The 15,892-nt window shown below is 34.5% G+C and carries 12 protein-coding genes and 1 tRNA gene; 4 read left to right on the forward strand and 9 right to left on the reverse strand.

The window, feature by feature from the left end:
• Positions 1-298: 298 nt before the first annotated feature.
• Positions 299-1,129, forward strand: a complete 831-nt coding sequence (locus QMO11_RS13280) for a T9SS type A sorting domain-containing protein (protein WP_282037727.1) — start codon at positions 299-301, stop codon at positions 1,127-1,129.
• A gap of 330 nt (positions 1,130-1,459) precedes the next feature.
• Here the strand turns inward: QMO11_RS13280 and QMO11_RS13285 are convergent, their stop codons facing one another.
• Positions 1,460-1,657 (reverse strand): hypothetical protein, encoded by a 198-nt coding sequence (locus QMO11_RS13285; RefSeq protein ID WP_282037728.1) that lies wholly within the window; start codon positions 1,655-1,657, stop codon positions 1,460-1,462.
• 195 nt (positions 1,658-1,852) lie between these two features.
• Here QMO11_RS13285 and QMO11_RS13290 point away from each other — a divergent pair, with 195 nt between their 5' ends.
• From QMO11_RS13290 to QMO11_RS13300, 3 genes are all read left to right on the forward strand, one after another.
• Positions 1,853-2,608: a hypothetical protein gene (locus QMO11_RS13290; protein ID WP_282037729.1), complete on the forward strand. Its 756-nt coding sequence runs from the start codon at positions 1,853-1,855 to the stop codon at positions 2,606-2,608.
• Positions 2,609-3,245: 637 nt separating this feature from the next.
• Positions 3,246-3,722 carry a hypothetical protein gene (locus QMO11_RS13295; protein ID WP_282037730.1) on the forward strand — a complete coding sequence of 159 codons (477 nt, stop codon included), beginning with the start codon at positions 3,246-3,248 and terminating at the stop codon, positions 3,720-3,722.
• A 233-nt stretch (positions 3,723-3,955) separates the two neighbouring features.
• Positions 3,956-4,411, forward strand: a complete 456-nt coding sequence (locus QMO11_RS13300; RefSeq protein ID WP_282037731.1) for a DUF5675 family protein — start codon at positions 3,956-3,958, stop codon at positions 4,409-4,411.
• Positions 4,412-4,552: 141 nt separating this feature from the next.
• On the opposite strand, the gene QMO11_RS13305 is transcribed toward QMO11_RS13300, so the two are convergent.
• From QMO11_RS13305 to QMO11_RS13340, 8 genes are all read right to left on the reverse strand, one after another.
• Positions 4,553-8,221: an nSTAND3 domain-containing NTPase gene (locus QMO11_RS13305; RefSeq protein ID WP_282037732.1), complete on the reverse strand. Its 3,669-nt coding sequence runs from the start codon at positions 8,219-8,221 to the stop codon at positions 4,553-4,555.
• A gap of 1,365 nt (positions 8,222-9,586) precedes the next feature.
• A complete protein-coding gene (locus tag QMO11_RS13310) occupies positions 9,587-10,561 on the reverse strand; it encodes an HNH endonuclease signature motif containing protein (protein ID WP_282037733.1) in 975 nt (324 codons plus the stop codon).
• Between the two features lie 195 nt (positions 10,562-10,756).
• The gene (locus QMO11_RS13315; RefSeq protein WP_282037734.1) at positions 10,757-11,404 is read right to left on the reverse strand and encodes an AAA family ATPase; all 648 of its coding nucleotides are present in this window, start codon (positions 11,402-11,404) and stop codon (positions 10,757-10,759) included.
• Positions 11,405-11,630: 226 nt separating this feature from the next.
• The gene (locus QMO11_RS13320; protein ID WP_282037735.1) at positions 11,631-12,371 is read right to left on the reverse strand and encodes a hypothetical protein; all 741 of its coding nucleotides are present in this window, start codon (positions 12,369-12,371) and stop codon (positions 11,631-11,633) included.
• A 3-nt stretch (positions 12,372-12,374) separates the two neighbouring features.
• Entirely contained in the window at positions 12,375-12,647 is a 273-nt protein-coding gene (locus QMO11_RS13325) for a helix-turn-helix domain-containing protein (RefSeq protein ID WP_282037736.1), read from the reverse strand.
• A 119-nt stretch (positions 12,648-12,766) separates the two neighbouring features.
• Positions 12,767-13,336, reverse strand: coding sequence for a hypothetical protein (locus QMO11_RS13330; RefSeq protein WP_282037737.1), 570 nt, complete (start codon positions 13,334-13,336; stop codon positions 12,767-12,769).
• A 651-nt stretch (positions 13,337-13,987) separates the two neighbouring features.
• Positions 13,988-15,250: a site-specific integrase gene (locus QMO11_RS13335; RefSeq protein ID WP_282037738.1), complete on the reverse strand. Its 1,263-nt coding sequence runs from the start codon at positions 15,248-15,250 to the stop codon at positions 13,988-13,990.
• Positions 15,251-15,706: 456 nt separating this feature from the next.
• Positions 15,707-15,781, reverse strand: a tRNA-Pro gene (locus QMO11_RS13340).
• Positions 15,782-15,892: the final 111 nt, after the last annotated feature.

Here is a 15,892-nt window from a genome sequence, read left to right on the forward strand (position 1 = left end):
AAAACATAACGCAACACAATTACAGCATCCGCAATAAAAACCTATCTACAAACACCTTACATACGCACCTCTATAAGGTTGAGTAGCGTTTAAGTAGTTAAATAACAAGAAAAAAAAGCTTAAGAAATTGTTATGTATATGATAATAGCAGGCTATTTATCTGATTAAATATATTTGTAAAGCTAGCACACTTAAATCATCCTCTTGTTAATTAAAAAATAATTCATTTAAAATATATTAATGAATACGACCATGGTTAGTTAACAAGGATATATTTCTAATATTTAAAACTAACAGAATGAAAAAAAATTACATTTTAACATTAGCTTTTACCTTCGTATTATCGGCACTAAGTGCACAATCTTTCTTTTTCCAAGATGCAGATAATGACACATACCATTCAAGAGTTTATATACACGAGAATTCAATCAAAAATGAATCAGGAGGAATCCCTGCAAGCAGCGAATTTGCAGTTTCTGGTACTTCTCTTGAAATAGAGCCTATACAAGCAGATGGAAATTGGGAAGTACAGATCAATCAAGAATCTTTTGCAGATCTATCTTCAGGAAATACAGTTTTTGTTAATATATATCCCACAGAAACTATTACAGCAGCTGATCTACCAGTAATCAACCTAGTTAGATGGTATGATGGCATCTACTCAGACACAGGATGGAAAGGACTTGGAGACTCGTATCCTGAGGGTACCACATTTGCTGCAGACCAATGGCATGAAGTTGCCGTATCTAAGGACGAATTTAGCAATAATTTTACATGGGATAAAGCCACTCGTTTTGACCTAACATCACCTTCAAAGGTTAAAATATATGTCGATCATATTTATACAGCTGATGAAACTGCAACATCTGTTAATTCAGCAATTTCAGAAGATATAAACATATACCCAAACCCTGCTTCTGATGTTGTAAAAGTTATTTTACCAGCTGAACTAGATTACGGTACAACAACTATTGAGATCTATTCTTTAGATGGTAAATTATATTTAACACAAAATATTGAAAGTACTAGTGCGTCAGTAAATGTAACTAACTTAGTTAATGGCCTTTACATTATTAAAGTAAAAGGTAATAACTTTACCAATGTTAAAAAAATAAACATCAAGCACTAAGCTGCTGAATATTTAGCAAAAAAAACACATAAGGGAACCAGTTTTAGGTTCCCTTATTTTAAAAAAAACATCACCTTTATTCTAAATAGGTTTCCAACATCATTACAAAATTATATCAGCGTATAAAAACATGCGTTTAAGTTATACCTCTATTTGTATGATATTGCAACAACATTACCATCCATGAATTAAGCTTTAAGGGATAGTTATAACTAATTGATTCTTGACAAAACAGTAATAAATTACTGCTAGTCTATTATAAATGGCAACAAAATCACATGTATTTAATGCAATTTGGGCAACATAAAACTCTAACTAAAGGGCAATTAACTACTCTGTAAGGTATTCTTGCACCAGGCTATTTTGAATACCCGTGTAGTTAGCAAAATCATCAGTTGTAATAAACTGATGTTGTTCTTTACCCATATTGTCTTTAATCTTTTGCAAGAGTCTCCTACTTGCTTTTTCGCTTTTACCTGTGATGCGTTGTACATCCTTGGGATAAATGCACACTCGTGTCAGTTTCATAATACCATTATTACTATATCTATACTTTATCCATACTTAAAGTATGCTTTATTACACTTTGTAATATACTAAATACAAGGTTTATTCTAGGACTTTTGGGTCCAAAAATACGATAAATGGTCATATGGGACAGCGATATTTGAAATGCTCTGAAACTGCTATTACATTAGTTCTTATTCATTAAAAAAAGGGATTATGGCAAGGCAAAAGGGAGTTATTAAGTTTGAAGGACGTGTTGGTGATTTGTCTTTTTACAAGAGTGGTGGCGATTATTTAGCACGCACTAAAGGTGGTGTTGATGGTGACAGAATTAAGAAAGATCCGGCATTTGCACGTACACGTGAAAATGGAGCCGAGTTTGGAAGAGCAGGTAAAGCCAGCAAATTATTGCGTGGTGTTTTTAAGGCTCCAATAGCAATGACTGCTGATAAAAAAGTAGCGAGTAGATTAACTACTCAGATGTTGAAAGTAGCTCAATCCGATACTACTAATGGTAGAGGAGAACGAACAGTTGCTAAGGGTGCCTTAGGTTTGTTGCTTGGTTTTGAGTTTAATGGGCAAGCTAGTCTTGATGAGATTATGTCTGCAAGTTCATCTGTGAGTTTTGACAGAACTACTGGGGCTGTTACTGTAGATACGGAGTTTACAAACCCTCAATTAGAGCTTATTGCCATTGAGGGTGCTGATGTGGCGCGCATGACTGTTGGTATTGCAGCTGTTGATTTTGAGAGCGCAGAATTTGAAGTAAATGTGGCACAGTCGGATGCTATTGATATTGCTTCAAAGGATGCTTTAACTTCATCTGTATCGGCAAGTATTTCTGCAGATAGTACGCTTCCTGTTTTTATTGTTTTAGGTATTGAGTATTACCAAAAGGTGAATGACGAATTGTACCTCATCAATAACCAGGAGTGTAGAGCTTTAACAATTGTGGCGGTGGATACTGTATAGTTATTAGCCGTTAGGACGCTTCGCTTTAGGTGTTGGTTTTTACAGCTTAGATATTAGGGATTGGATTTTAGAATAGGGAGATGGAGGATACGGCAATTTCACGGAATGGGAAAGCGGGATTTTTAGGAGGCACTTTTGTGAGTGTGTTGCATGGCGTTTCGATTGGGGGCATGGTGGAAACTATTGTGTATACCGTTTTAGGTACTGTGGTGAGCTTTGGCGTATCCTGTCTTCTGAAATATATCGTTAAAAGGTATCTAAAAAGAGGGGCTTAAAGATTTGGTTGTTTGGTTAGGTTGATTCAGTGGTAATGACTACTGATGGTGTTTGGTGTAGCCCTTGGATTCTTAGTCCGGGGGCTTTGTTTTTAGTTATTAGGCTGGGGGCAGTAGATTAGATACTAGGCTGAAGACTGAGGGCTGAAGGGATTTACAGCTTGGGATTTAGTATCAGGTATCAAGACACAAGTATCAAGATGATTTACAGCTTTTAATTGTGCATGACGCCTTGAGATTGCTTTGCTGCGCGCGCAATGACGCAATAACGTGGATTTGCAGCTTGGGGCTTTTTTGTTCTAGCTCTTAGGACGCTAGGCTTTAGGTGTTAGGTATGATTTTAGAGTTTTTAAGGTTTGATTATGAAATTATTTGAGAGGATAAGTGCTTTGTTGGGCGGTGGATTGGTGAAGGACGTTGGAGACCTCATCGATCGATTTGTGACAACGGGTGCTGAAAAGCAAGAGGCGAAAGCGATGCTTTTGGAACTGCAACACAAACAGGAAATGGAAGCCTTGAAGCTTTCCTTGGAAACCGAGCAGGAGTTTAACCAACGAATAAAAGATTTGGAGGGTACTGCGAGTGATTTAAGCCAAACGGGTTGGATGGGAAAAGTTGTTCTTTTTTTACGAGGCGCACAGCGACCTATGTGGGGTTACTTCGTGGCTTTTATGGATTATATGGTATTTGCCGGGCGTTGGAGTTTAAATGCTAATGAGCGATTGGAATCGGCTTTTTGGATTATCAACTTCTTGGTTCTGGGCTTTTTATTTGGAGAGCGTGCCGTGAAGAATGTTGGGCCATTGGTGAGTAAGATGATGGGGAAAGCTAGTGGTTAGGCTGTGGTAGTTTAGGTTGTAGACTGAAGGCAGAAGTGATTTGCAGCTTGGTTATATAGTATCAAGTATAAAGACAAAAGTATAAAGATGATTTACAGTTTTTAATTGAGCATGACGCCTTGAGATTGCTTTGCTGTGCGCGCAATGACGCAATAGCGTGGGATTTGCAGCTTGGAGTTGAGTCAGTAGTAGTTTAGACTGAAGGCAAAAGTGGATTGAAAAAATAGTGTGTTATGGAGTTAAAGGTTTTACGATATAGTGATTCTAGGGGAAGTACATTGGGGCTTTTATTTATTGATGGTTTTTTTGCTTGTTATACTTTGGAGGATGAGTATAAGGCTGTTAAGGAATACGGCAAAACAAGAATAGCTGCAGGCAGGTATCTAATCCAGCTACGTTGTTTTGGAGGCCATCATTGGAAATACTTGAAACGTTTTGGTGCAGCTTTTCATAAGGGAATGCTGCAAGTAATGAATGTACCATTATTCTCTGATATCCTCATCCATATTGGAAATGATGCGGATGATACAGCAGGTTGTTTGCTCCTGGGAAATGTGGCCAACAATAACCAGGTAAAGCATGGTTTTATTGGCAGCAGCACCGCTGCTTACTTGAGAATATATCCAATTATTAGAGATGCTTTGCTTAAGGGGGAAAGTGTTTATATTACTTATATTGATGAGATATAGGAATATATCGTAGCATTTCGTATAAGAATATGTAGCCGACTGTGTGGCACTTTACTGTCAAATTACAAGAAAGTTGAATCGGACTACAAACCCTTAATTTACTGCTATTTTGGCTATTATTTTTATACATTATTATAGGCTTTAATTTATTCCTATCCAATTATCTAATTTATAATTAAAAATCATTTTTACTTCTTCTTTTCTTTTTTTACCAACCTTTTCAATTCTCATGTTAGTTAATTCAAGCGAGTCTAGTGCGGGAATTAACTTTTCCTTTAAAAAATTTCTATCAATCACTTCAATAAAATCCTCTTTATTACTGTATAAGATTAGTTCAATATTTTCTTGAATACATTTTACAAGGGTTTCAATTTTCGAATCATTTTCGTATGATTTTATTAATATGGACCACATTTCTTTAGTAGAATTTATACTACATGAACAATCCGCCATATTATTAATCAGAGATGTTGTTAATACATCTTTATTTGTTGTTGTTGAACATATCTTAATCCAAAAATCGACACCATCCTTTCGAAACAATGAAAAACCATTAACCCCATCACTTACATATTCTTGCAGACAAATATCAAAACCTACACGATTCTCATTTAATAATATATGCTTAATGATATTTAACCAAAATTTGTCATTCTTATGATGAACTGCCAACCACCAAAGCGGCTGAGGAAACCCACAGAATACATTTAAACAATCTTTAAGAAGATTTTCGGGAAATATTTCTAGAATATGTTCTATACCTTTCTCGAATAAATCCTTTTCACCTAAAATCTCATTTATTATTTCTTTTGGAGGAGAATATGAATTTAATAAAACTGCTTTAATCCATCTAACATCAATTCTACTAGAATTTATAAGAGCTATTATTATATCTTTTTCAGAATTATCTAGTTTGTTCCAAAATTCAACTATCCATTTTAAGTTAGATAGTAAAAATCTAGTATCATTATAACTAACGAGTTTATAGAATAACTTTGTTCTTGCTTCAAAATTTGTTGAAGATAACTTCATTAAATTATCTGCAATCGCCATCTCATATTCATCAAGTATTTTGTTGTTTATAACCTGGTAATCAATTCTTTCAAACCAAGATTCTAAAACATCAAGTCCTATTTCTATATCAAGATATTTTATTGCAGTATCCATGGTAGCACCAAATCGTGCAGAATTTATATGGACACCTAATGGAACATTCCTAACACATGCTGAGTAAAGTTTACCCCAGACTTGCCACAGTTCCTTTTTTTGAGGTTCACTAAAATCACGTCTAAAAACAGACTCGTAGCCATAGTCGATTGAAAATGTGGAGATTAGACTAAAGGCTCTAATCGCAACTTGCTTCTTATTAAATGATTGAATGATTAAATTTATAATTAAAGTTCTATTTTCAAACGTTAGAGAAAACCAATTAATTAATGATGCCCTAATTGCAGAGAACACTACTGAAGGATGCTCGTCATTAAATAATTCTTCGATTATTTCATTATTAAGAATATTAGGTCTTTGAAAAATCTGATATATTACCTTTTGACGAATAAATCCTTCATTGAATTGTAAAAGCAAGCGTATCTTTTCCAGAGAAACTAGCTTCCCATCCTTTAACCCTTCAATATATATCCATGCGTCATGAGTATTTGGCAATATCCCCTTTGATAATTGGTCTTCTGTTTTTTTAACAATAGATAAATCTAATTCAACAAAAAGATTCCTAAAACCTCCTCCATTTGAAATAAACGGAATACTATTTTTCCAATAAATGTTTGAACTACTAGTACCTCCATTTTGAATTTTACCAACCAATTTGTTGTGTTGTTCGCCTTCCACCTTTTGAATAAAATTTGTTAAGAAAATAATAGAGCTATCTTCAACTGATGGAAATATTGAATCTAAACTAAGAAATGCGATATCAATAACTTCATCTCTATAATCACTTTTTATTTTGTTAAAGATAAATGAGTAATTTCTTGTAGCCATGTAGGAAGTCACAGGATTTAGACAACCAATACACTTTTTATATAATTTAAGTTTTGATTTTTGCTTAATAGAACCTTTCTCGAAAAAAAGATATCTACCTGCTTCATAATAATTAGGGTGTGTTATTAATAGTGTCTCATTAGTTATGATTACAAATCCTCTCTCTTCAAGATAATTAAAGGCACTTAATAAATCTTTTCGTAAAATTAGGCCATCTGGATATTCTGGAAAGATTGGTATTTTATCATCTCCAAAACTCCTAGTAAAAGTATCCGTTTTAGTAATAGATAATAAATCGGATTTATCTGAGTAGATATAGGTTAAGTCTTTAAAACTTACACAATGAATAGGGGTTGAACAAATACTTATTATAGAAAAAATATCCGAAGCGAATTCATTTGAATGCTTTAAGTTTTTAGCAATCTCAACAGAATCTCTCCTTGCAATATGTTCGAGTTCATTGAAAGCTTTACTGGATATTTGCTCTATTTCTTCATTAGCGAGATATGCCAATTGACCAATTTGCAATAAATTATCACTACTAGTTTCAAGGATACCTTTACTTACTTTGCTAATAAATTCATTTGGTAATGAATTATCACAAGCAATTAATTCCCAAAATGATTTTATGGTTTCACTATTCTTAATTGTCAAGTCTTGCCAATAATATTCTTTGATTTTACAGTCTGAAATATCTTTTGAATCAAAAATATCAAACAATAATTCTATTCTTGAAGAAACGATTATAAGGTGATGCTTTTCTTTATTCGCAAGTAACTCTTTTAATTTACGTAAAATGTCAAAATGATTTTCTTTTAATGAAACATGACCAAAAGGGTCTTCAAATATTGCAATTTTATTATCTGAAATGTTTGTATTTAGAAAACGTTTAAGCTCTGAAATATCATCTTTGATTTGATAATCAAACCCGTTGGATACAAAATGAGTTGCGATGGTTTTAGCTAATTCAGTTTTACCACATTGAGATATACCTGTTAAGAATAGAGCACCATTAGCTTCAAGTAATTCAATTAGGGTATTTTCCTCAATCCTTTTTTTATAATGAGAGTCAATGATTGGCGTGCCAATCATATTTAATTGAATGTGTTCAATCGTTTTTTTAAAAATTTCCTCACCTGTATCTCTGCCGTATTTCACAATCTCTAAAAGTTGTAGATAGATAATATCTATTCTTGATTGAGCAATTGAAAATTTGGTGTTTAATAGTGTAGCAATATAATTATCTACTTTTTCATCAGTAAACTCTTCAAGTACTAAACACTGTGCAAGTACATTATTTATATCGGCTTTATTTTTAAACTTATCAGCCTGTATTTTACAGAAACCTTCTCGTTGTTTCATTAGTTTGGTACTACCAAATTTTAGATTCTTTAGTGCATTTTTAAATTTTTCACACCATTCTTGAGAGAATGTGATAGAATCATGTTTCTTAATATTGAGAAAATTAGTCTTTAGGTTTACTGTTGAATCAGAGCATCGTGAATGTGTTACAAATAATGCATAGCAGTGCGTATCACTAATCAACTTTTGTAATAAATTATTGTCTGATTTACGTTCATGAAAGTGACTTAACCAACTAACGATTTTGGGAATATCAATAGGTTTATTCTCTCTTTTTACCTGTATTTCAACCCTTAGTTTAATTCCATCCAATTCAATAACCAATAAAGCATCTTCACAATCTTCTTTTTCAACGAATAAATTTATTTTATCCGCATTAGTTATTAAAGCAATCAATACTGTTATTTTGTATTGATATTCATATCCTTTTATTCCATCAGTTGTAACACTCATGCTCCATTTTATTATTGCCCTTAACTTGTTTTTAGAAATACCTAAATTATATTTTTATGATTCAGGTTTTTCTGTGGTTAATAAAAGTATTAAAATTATGTAAATATTCAAGTTGTATCTCATGAAATCTATTGATCTACTTTTGTTTGTTTAAATATAAATTTGAGCTTAAAGGCTTAAACATCCCTTTTTACAGTTGGGCAAAATGAGTCAAGGTTTAGATGCTATTTTTTGATGCCCTAACAGGGGTTGGTTATTAGCTAGTAGCTATTAGGGGATTTACAGCTTGGTTATCGTAAGCGTATAATCAAAAAATGGTATTGAACCCGCAGGGCTTGACCTTTACTTTTTGCTAAACTGGGAGAATTTTGTGAGAGGATTTGAGTTTAATTGTTAGGTGTTAGTTTTTAGGACGCTACGCTTTAGTTGCTAGTTGTTAGGGTTAAGTAATTGAATAATTGTTTGTTTGCGGAGCTACCCGGCAGGGCCAGGTGCCTACAGCTAGCGGAAGGAATGGAAGCGGAATGGTTTGCGGTGGAATTGTGCGTCGAGCCGGCTGCGAGTGGAGCAAGGGTGGCAGATTGGGAGAGAGCGAAGCGAATGGAAAATGGCATATGTTGCCGTGTTAGTTGGCGTGTGTTTTTGTTTGAATAGGTGTTGGTTGGGAGTTATTTGCTGTTAGGAATTTACAGCTTGCTTATTGTAATAGGCTTTCTACACAAAAACCATGACAACTAATGCGAGCCACACGAGGGGTGCAATAGTTTGAAATACAATGGAGGCTAATGGAGCTGCCCAAAATTTAAAAAAGTGTGTTTTTCCACGCTTTTGTTTTGGGATGCTGAAAGCTGCTGATAATAAGTGAAACGTAATGGTAATTGTGCTTGCGGTAGCAAAGTACGATTATCATGAAGTGGAATGTTTTGAAGCGACTTGAGGCATGTACAGTGGAATAGCAGGAATGTATTTTAAACTATTGTGCCACGAAGCCCGCAGCGACTAGCAGGCGAGCCTATATGGGGTAGCGATAAACTGGAGGCTTTTGTTTTGGGAGTTTACGGACAAAGCAAGTGCCTACTGGATAGAGTTAGCTACCCGTGAGGAAGACCGTGGGAACGCAAAAGGCATGACAGGCTAGGTTTTTAATTGTTAGTTGTTAATTATAAATTGTTAATGAGGATTTACAGCCTTCAATAGTGATAAGTGTTAAATGATAAATGGGATTTACAACTAACAAATGAAAAACTACTTTAGTGAGCAGCGTTATTTTAGTGCTTTTGGGTTTAAAGTTTAAAATAATGCTGCGAAGTCTGGCATGATCTTTTGCTGACGAGGGATGAGGAACACCGATGGACCTAGTTTTTTTTATAAATAATCATCAATCGAATCTTCTCCAGTCCATTCTAGTCCTAAAGCTAAATTAAATTGTTTTTGACCGCCGATTAATGTAAAAAATGCGCCTAAACTTTCATGAACGAGCTTTTCGTTCTCAATATATACTTTAGCAAGAGCAAAGGGTTTCATATTATCACTTGTCGTTAAAACCAATAATTCTTTTTCATCTTCAGATAGTTCTGAATTCTCAACTACAGATTCTCCGTATTGATTTTTTGAAAATATGGTTCCTTTTAAAAGACTATCCTTATATGTTTTAATTGAATCTTCTAACAATGAAATTGGACAATTTGGGAATTCACTTTGTGTTTTCCAGTTTTTTTGAATTGCGATTGTTGTAAGTGATTCAGTTAGTTGATTTTCTTCTATGGGAGATTCTTTTTGATGACCAGTATTTAAAAACACCCATTCTCCTAATTGTCCTCCACCTGGCACTTTGCCTTCTTTAGCCCAATTTATTAAATTTTTTCTAGTACTGTCAGATTCTTCTTTTGTGACAGCTCGCATCCATGCAAAATCCTGTTCCAGTTCTCCATCTATTGGTATTGCTGGATTAGAAAGGAAATTATCAATACTTCCATATTTGTAGATTATCCGTGAAAGAGTGATTGGATTCAGTAAAATATTTTCCAATCTAGTAATCCACCTTAAATTTTCCGGTCTATTATTTTTCTTATTCGTATCAATGTGGTCAACAATATGTTTGTCTGATGGTTGATCACCGTGAAAAGCGGTTGCTACAATTCTATGAACTGTTTCAGATGAAAAGTTCAAATATCCCTTTTGACTATCTGGTTTGCCTAACGTCCATTTTTCATCTAAAGGTCTTTTTCTTTTCCCCTGTTTTCTGCATCTAAAGATGTAACCATTGTCTCGAACGCGATAAGTTTCTCCGCGATAATCACAGATTCTCTCCAGGTCAAATATATCTAAAATGTCGTTCATATTTTTAATTAGTTCAAGATTGCAAAATTAAGCACAACTTAAAAATATAAATTAAACAAACTTATCGCAACTCAATGAATTTAAACATCAATATAAAAGCAAATTTATTAAAAATTAATCGCCTTTTTTAAATGAAAAATTAACTTCCATTTTCAATATGTATCGAAAACTCAGCTATTGATGAATCAATAAAGATCATCTTCTTTTATCTACAGCATCTTTTGGAAAAGTAATCACATTCATCATTTCGCGCATACGGCTGCGGACTCTTTGACCGTAGAGTTTTTCGATGACCTGGGCGTTGAGGTTGGTGGTGGCGTGCGTGATGAGGCGATTGTTGATGAAGAGGTCGTAACGACTGAGTAAGACTTCGGCCAATACATTGCACTCGGTGCCAAAGTGTTTGATGTTAGATTCGGCTCCCAAGTCATCCAAGCAAAGTGTTTTGGGTATTCTGCTACCTTGTTTTATGGTGAAGCTTTTTTTGCTGTATCGGTGAATGGCCTCGAAGCCATCTTTTTGGAATTCGAAGGTGATATCGCGGCAAGCCTTGAGGGCATAGCGTTGGTGTGTTTGTAATATGGTTTGCATCAATTTCATCAAAGCGGTTTTGCCACAACCTACAGGTCCGATGAGGAGGATTCCCTTGCGGGGATCCATATTGTGTTGTTGACAGCCACTATGGTCGTTGATGAAATAGACGAATAGTTTTTTGATGATATGCATGTCTTCATCGTACAAGCGGAAATGTGAACCGTAGGTGAGCTTGCCTTGATTGGAGATGTGGGCAAGGGACTTTTGGAAGTCGTAGATGATGGTGTTGTTTTGGATGGTGTAGAACATAACTTTTAGATTATTAGATGGTGTTTTAGTTTTTAGGCTGAAGACTGAGGGCTGAAGTTTTTTAGTATCAAGTATTAAGACAAAAGTACAAAGATGATTTGCAGCTTTAATTGATCGTGTCGCCTTGAGATTGCTAATGCGTGCAATGACGCAATGGCGTGGGATTGTGGCTCAGAACAGATGTAGCTAACACGTGGGGACACGTGCACTAGCATTATAGCATTTATCAGAGGGGTTCATCGTAGTTGTTGGATGAGGGTGGAGTGGAGATGGGTCGGAGTTTTGCTTTTTGAGAGCCATTTGGGGCTTTATTTTGGCTTAAAAAGCGTTGTTGCGATATTTCCCTTGCCTTGGTGGTGAACTTTTGAATATTCAGTATCCAATTGCGTGCGGATGCTTTCCAATCTTTCATGGGTGTTTTGCCTCCTACTAACCAACCGTTACTTTCGTAATGGTTGAAGAAGCGTTCGGCCTCGGAATCGGATTGTGCTTTTTGTTGGAAATAGATTTTGATGTGTTCGATGGGTGGGGGTGTGAATTTTAGATTTTTCATATCAGTATTTTTTTGGGGTTCTCTTTTATCAGAAAAAGAATCTTCATTTTCTATAATAGAGAGAGTATTGTTTATATGTTTATTAAAAGGTATCACTTTTGATACAGGTGGTGTACAGGTACCTGTATCAAAAGTGTACAGGTCAACCTTACTTCCCTGATTAGGATCAAATGATGGATGATAGCGTATGAAACCATATAATTCAAGCGCTTTAAGTGCCTTCGAATAGGTATTTGGTGAACCGATCTTTGACATTTTCATAATTTCCATACGGGTAATTATAATGGGGTTCACAAAACGGTTCCGATTCCATATTCTAAACAAAGCTAAATAAAGACTAATGTGCAATGGTTTTATCTTAGCATGCGCATCCATCAAAGCGAAAACAGTGGTTTGATGCTTGATGTAGTTCATACCCTAGTATGATTGTTTGTTTTTCTGCAAGAGCTCATTTATCTCACCGTGATCGTAATAGATGGTGCCACCAATTTTAGTAAAGGGTAATATACCGCTCACCCTCATATGCTGCAAAGTGCCAGGAGAGATATTGAGTAATTCTCGCACCTCATAGGATTTGAGCCATCGTTTTTCAGGTGAGTTAGTGTTTTTCTTTAGCAGCTTTTGGATGTCTTCTAAAAGCTCGATTTTGAATTCTCTTAGATCGTCTGTTGTTAATACTTCTAGTGCCATAATATTTGATTGATATTGATTTGATACAAAGGAAAGTAGAAAAACAATACGAAAACAGTGGTAAGGGGTGGCACCACCCCCAAACCACCCCATGATTATCAACCACTTACATGCGGTAATTATTTTTTCAGCTTGGCTGCATTAAACGAATTATACAAATTTAAGAGCAGTTCTTTCACCACTTTTGCAGAATGATCATCAATATCGTAGTACTTTTTTAAGAGGCTATTTCCAGATATTTCTGAACTAGATGTTGAGGTAAGTATTTGCGCAAATATATTAAGGGTATCTTTCTTTGTTTTGGATTGAATAATATTAGACTCCATCAGTTGACGCAAAAAACAAGCTATTTGGGGAACTGATAAATTGGTTTCTATTTTTGGGAGTTTAAAGTTAGGTTCAATATTGATGGCTAGTGTGTTGCCATGTTCTTTAAAATAAGTTATTTCAGTTTTTAGCCAATTAAGAATATTTTCTTTCAAAGAATCGTGACCTTTTGTGTATCTAAATTGTTTATTTTCCATCATTTGAGAGATATTCTTCTCAAACTGAATAAGGATACTTACATCTATACCCTTGTTGTCATTTGATAAAGCCTTACTATTAATGTATTGAACAATAAAAGTATAGGCAGATGGGGAATTGTAATTATAGGTAACAAACAGGGAAATAAGACTATAGGTAGTCACTGCGGAGCTGCTTTTAGTCGTAATTACCTGGGACATTTTACAGAGGAATGATTGGAAATATTTAATGTCATTAAAACTATATGTTAGCTTATTATTTTCAACAAGCTCTGTAAATGGTTGCATTACATAATGAAAATTGGGAATATGTTTACTGTTCTCAATCACACTTTTAACTTGTTCCGAAATCGTGAGTTTTTTTTCTACAAACATAGAATTGCGGAGCAATGGCTTTACTATCAAAGAACTTGGTGAACTGATGCTCTAGGAACTCCAAAAGATTATATAATATATCCATCAGAGACTTGTGAATCAGAAATTGACAATTACTATTATGTTGACAACTAAGGGTAAGTGAATTAAAATGATTTAGTATACGAATGAGTCTTTTTTGCAATGTGCAAATTTGTGTTTTTAATAATTTAGGAGCTATACCAAAGCTAACCGTTTGAAAGAGTTCGTTTTTAGCTTTAAACTGAATTTTATTGATGTTAGATGTGTTATTCAGTTCGCAATATAGAAAGGAGAATAAGCAATTTGAAGACTTGGTATCTTTACAAACCAAGTCTTCAATCTTAGTAATAAGACTAAACATATGGGTGTAGATTTTTTAAATTCAATATTGAATATAATAAAATTTTTAATCTACTTAATTTAGCCGGCTATTGTTCTTTCATTTGGGTTATCAGATGATCTATCTTGTAACTTCTCTTTTAAAGACTGCATATCACTACTGATTTTAGTTTTAAGCACTCTCGCATAAATCATGGTTGTTGATAGATTTGAATGCCCCAAGACTTTACTAACTGTCTCGATTGGAACGCCATTAGATAGCGTAATTGTGGTTGCAAAAGTATGCCGAGCCATATGAAAGGTGATATTTTTTCCAATACCGCATAGATCACCAACTTCTTTTAAATAACTATTTAATTTTTGATTGGATATGGCTGGAAACAATCGCTGTTTCTGAATTGCTCTAGGGTGCATCCGGTACTTACTTAATATATTTAATGCAATTGGAAGTAAAGGGATATTTACACTCATATCCGTTTTTTGCCTTATTGTTTGAATCCAATACTCACCATCAATACCCAATGTAATATTCTTATCTGTTAACTGCTGAACATCTATATAAGATAAACCGGTATAACAGGCAAAAACAAAGAGATCCTTAACGTATTGTAATCTTTCTATACTAAAATATTTGGCCTTAATTTTCTCAAGTTCATCCTCATTGAGATATTCCCTTTCTACTTTTACAAAGGAGAATTTAAACTTTTCAAATGGATCTTTCTCAAGCCAATCTAATTTAATGGCCATTGATGTGACTTTCCTAAAACGCTCAAGGTGTTTCATAACCCCATTATTGGATAATGGCTTGTGATGATCGAGAGGCACATGATTACGCAAAAAGGCATCAAATTCGGTAATAAATTGATAATTCAATGAACTTAGACTGATGTCATCAACCTTCTTGATATCCTTTAAATACTTCAAAATATATTTTTGAGTAGTAAAGTAGTTTTTTAGGGTGCCAGGGCTAAGAATATTCACCTGCGATGTATTGTGATATTCAAAAATCTCGATGAGGGTTTTACCTTGTTCGTGTTTGCCGAAAAAGATATTTTTGATAATAAGCGCAGATATGAATTCTTGTTTTAATGTTAACTCACGGTGGATATTAATAATCTTAGATCTTACCTGGTCAATGTAGGCATTTGAATTACGAAAATCTTTATACTTACTATCGATACGTTCCCGAATTGGATTCCATGCTTCTTTGGGAATAGATTTTATGAGTGAAAACTCAGCTCGTTTTCCTCCAACCGTAATTCTAACGTAGATACTTACGTTCTTTTTTTCTTTTTTTTCAGCTCTTGCAATAAGAGCGACTGAGAATGGTTGATTTGTTGTCATGATACAATAGTTTTTGATAATTACTACTAATCAAAATATCATGTTTGGCGTCATGAAATTTTGAAATAAAACAATCAATATCAATCAAAAACCAATGGTTTATTAACATTTTACTACACCTATACAAATCAGTATTTATAATGAATTAGATCTTTTACAGTGAGTAAAATCCACTTTTTTCATTTACTCCCGATCTACTCACCAGACTCGCTAGTGTTATGTTAAGGTATAAAAGCAATAAATATCCTTTTATACGCTAATTATCGCTGAAATAAGCACTCCTACGTTTAGGAGTTGTGTTCTTTTCTGGTGAGTAAATATAGTATTAATAGTTTACTCCCGAATTACTCACCTGAAATTTAAATTATATTGGAATATTATGAATTACATAAAAACAAAAAAGCCTGTAAAACATACGTTTTACAGGCTTTTGATACGTGCCGTATCTACTTTTCGTCGGGGTGGAGAGATTCGAACTCCCGACCCCCTGGTCCCAAACCAGGTGCGCTAACCGGACTGCGCTACACCCCGAAAAGTGTTTGTATTTTTCTGTTTGATTGAAGTCTTTCGTCGGGGTGGAGAGATTCGAACTCCCGACCCCCTGGTCCCAAACCAGGTGCGCTAACCGGACTGCGCTACACC

This window comes from Saccharicrinis aurantiacus (assembly GCF_947489045.1).
Classification (GTDB): Bacteria; Bacteroidota; Bacteroidia; order Bacteroidales; family Marinilabiliaceae; genus Saccharicrinis; species Saccharicrinis aurantiacus.

Coding starts and splice junctions, on each gene's coding strand:
- QMO11_RS13280 (WP_282037727.1), top strand. CDS start 299: ATGAAAAAAAATTACATTTTAACATTAGCTTTTACCTTCGTATTATCG.
- QMO11_RS13285 (WP_282037728.1), bottom strand. CDS start 1,657: ATGAAACTGACACGAGTGTGCATTTATCCCAAGGATGTACAACGCATC.
- QMO11_RS13290 (WP_282037729.1), top strand. CDS start 1,853: ATGGCAAGGCAAAAGGGAGTTATTAAGTTTGAAGGACGTGTTGGTGAT.
- QMO11_RS13295 (WP_282037730.1), top strand. CDS start 3,246: ATGAAATTATTTGAGAGGATAAGTGCTTTGTTGGGCGGTGGATTGGTG.
- QMO11_RS13300 (WP_282037731.1), top strand. CDS start 3,956: ATGGAGTTAAAGGTTTTACGATATAGTGATTCTAGGGGAAGTACATTG.
- QMO11_RS13305 (WP_282037732.1), bottom strand. CDS start 8,221: ATGAGTGTTACAACTGATGGAATAAAAGGATATGAATATCAATACAAA.
- QMO11_RS13310 (WP_282037733.1), bottom strand. CDS start 10,561: ATGAACGACATTTTAGATATATTTGACCTGGAGAGAATCTGTGATTAT.
- QMO11_RS13315 (WP_282037734.1), bottom strand. CDS start 11,404: ATGTTCTACACCATCCAAAACAACACCATCATCTACGACTTCCAAAAG.
- QMO11_RS13320 (WP_282037735.1), bottom strand. CDS start 12,371: ATGAACTACATCAAGCATCAAACCACTGTTTTCGCTTTGATGGATGCG.
- QMO11_RS13325 (WP_282037736.1), bottom strand. CDS start 12,647: ATGGCACTAGAAGTATTAACAACAGACGATCTAAGAGAATTCAAAATC.
- QMO11_RS13335 (WP_282037738.1), bottom strand. CDS start 15,250: ATGACAACAAATCAACCATTCTCAGTCGCTCTTATTGCAAGAGCTGAA.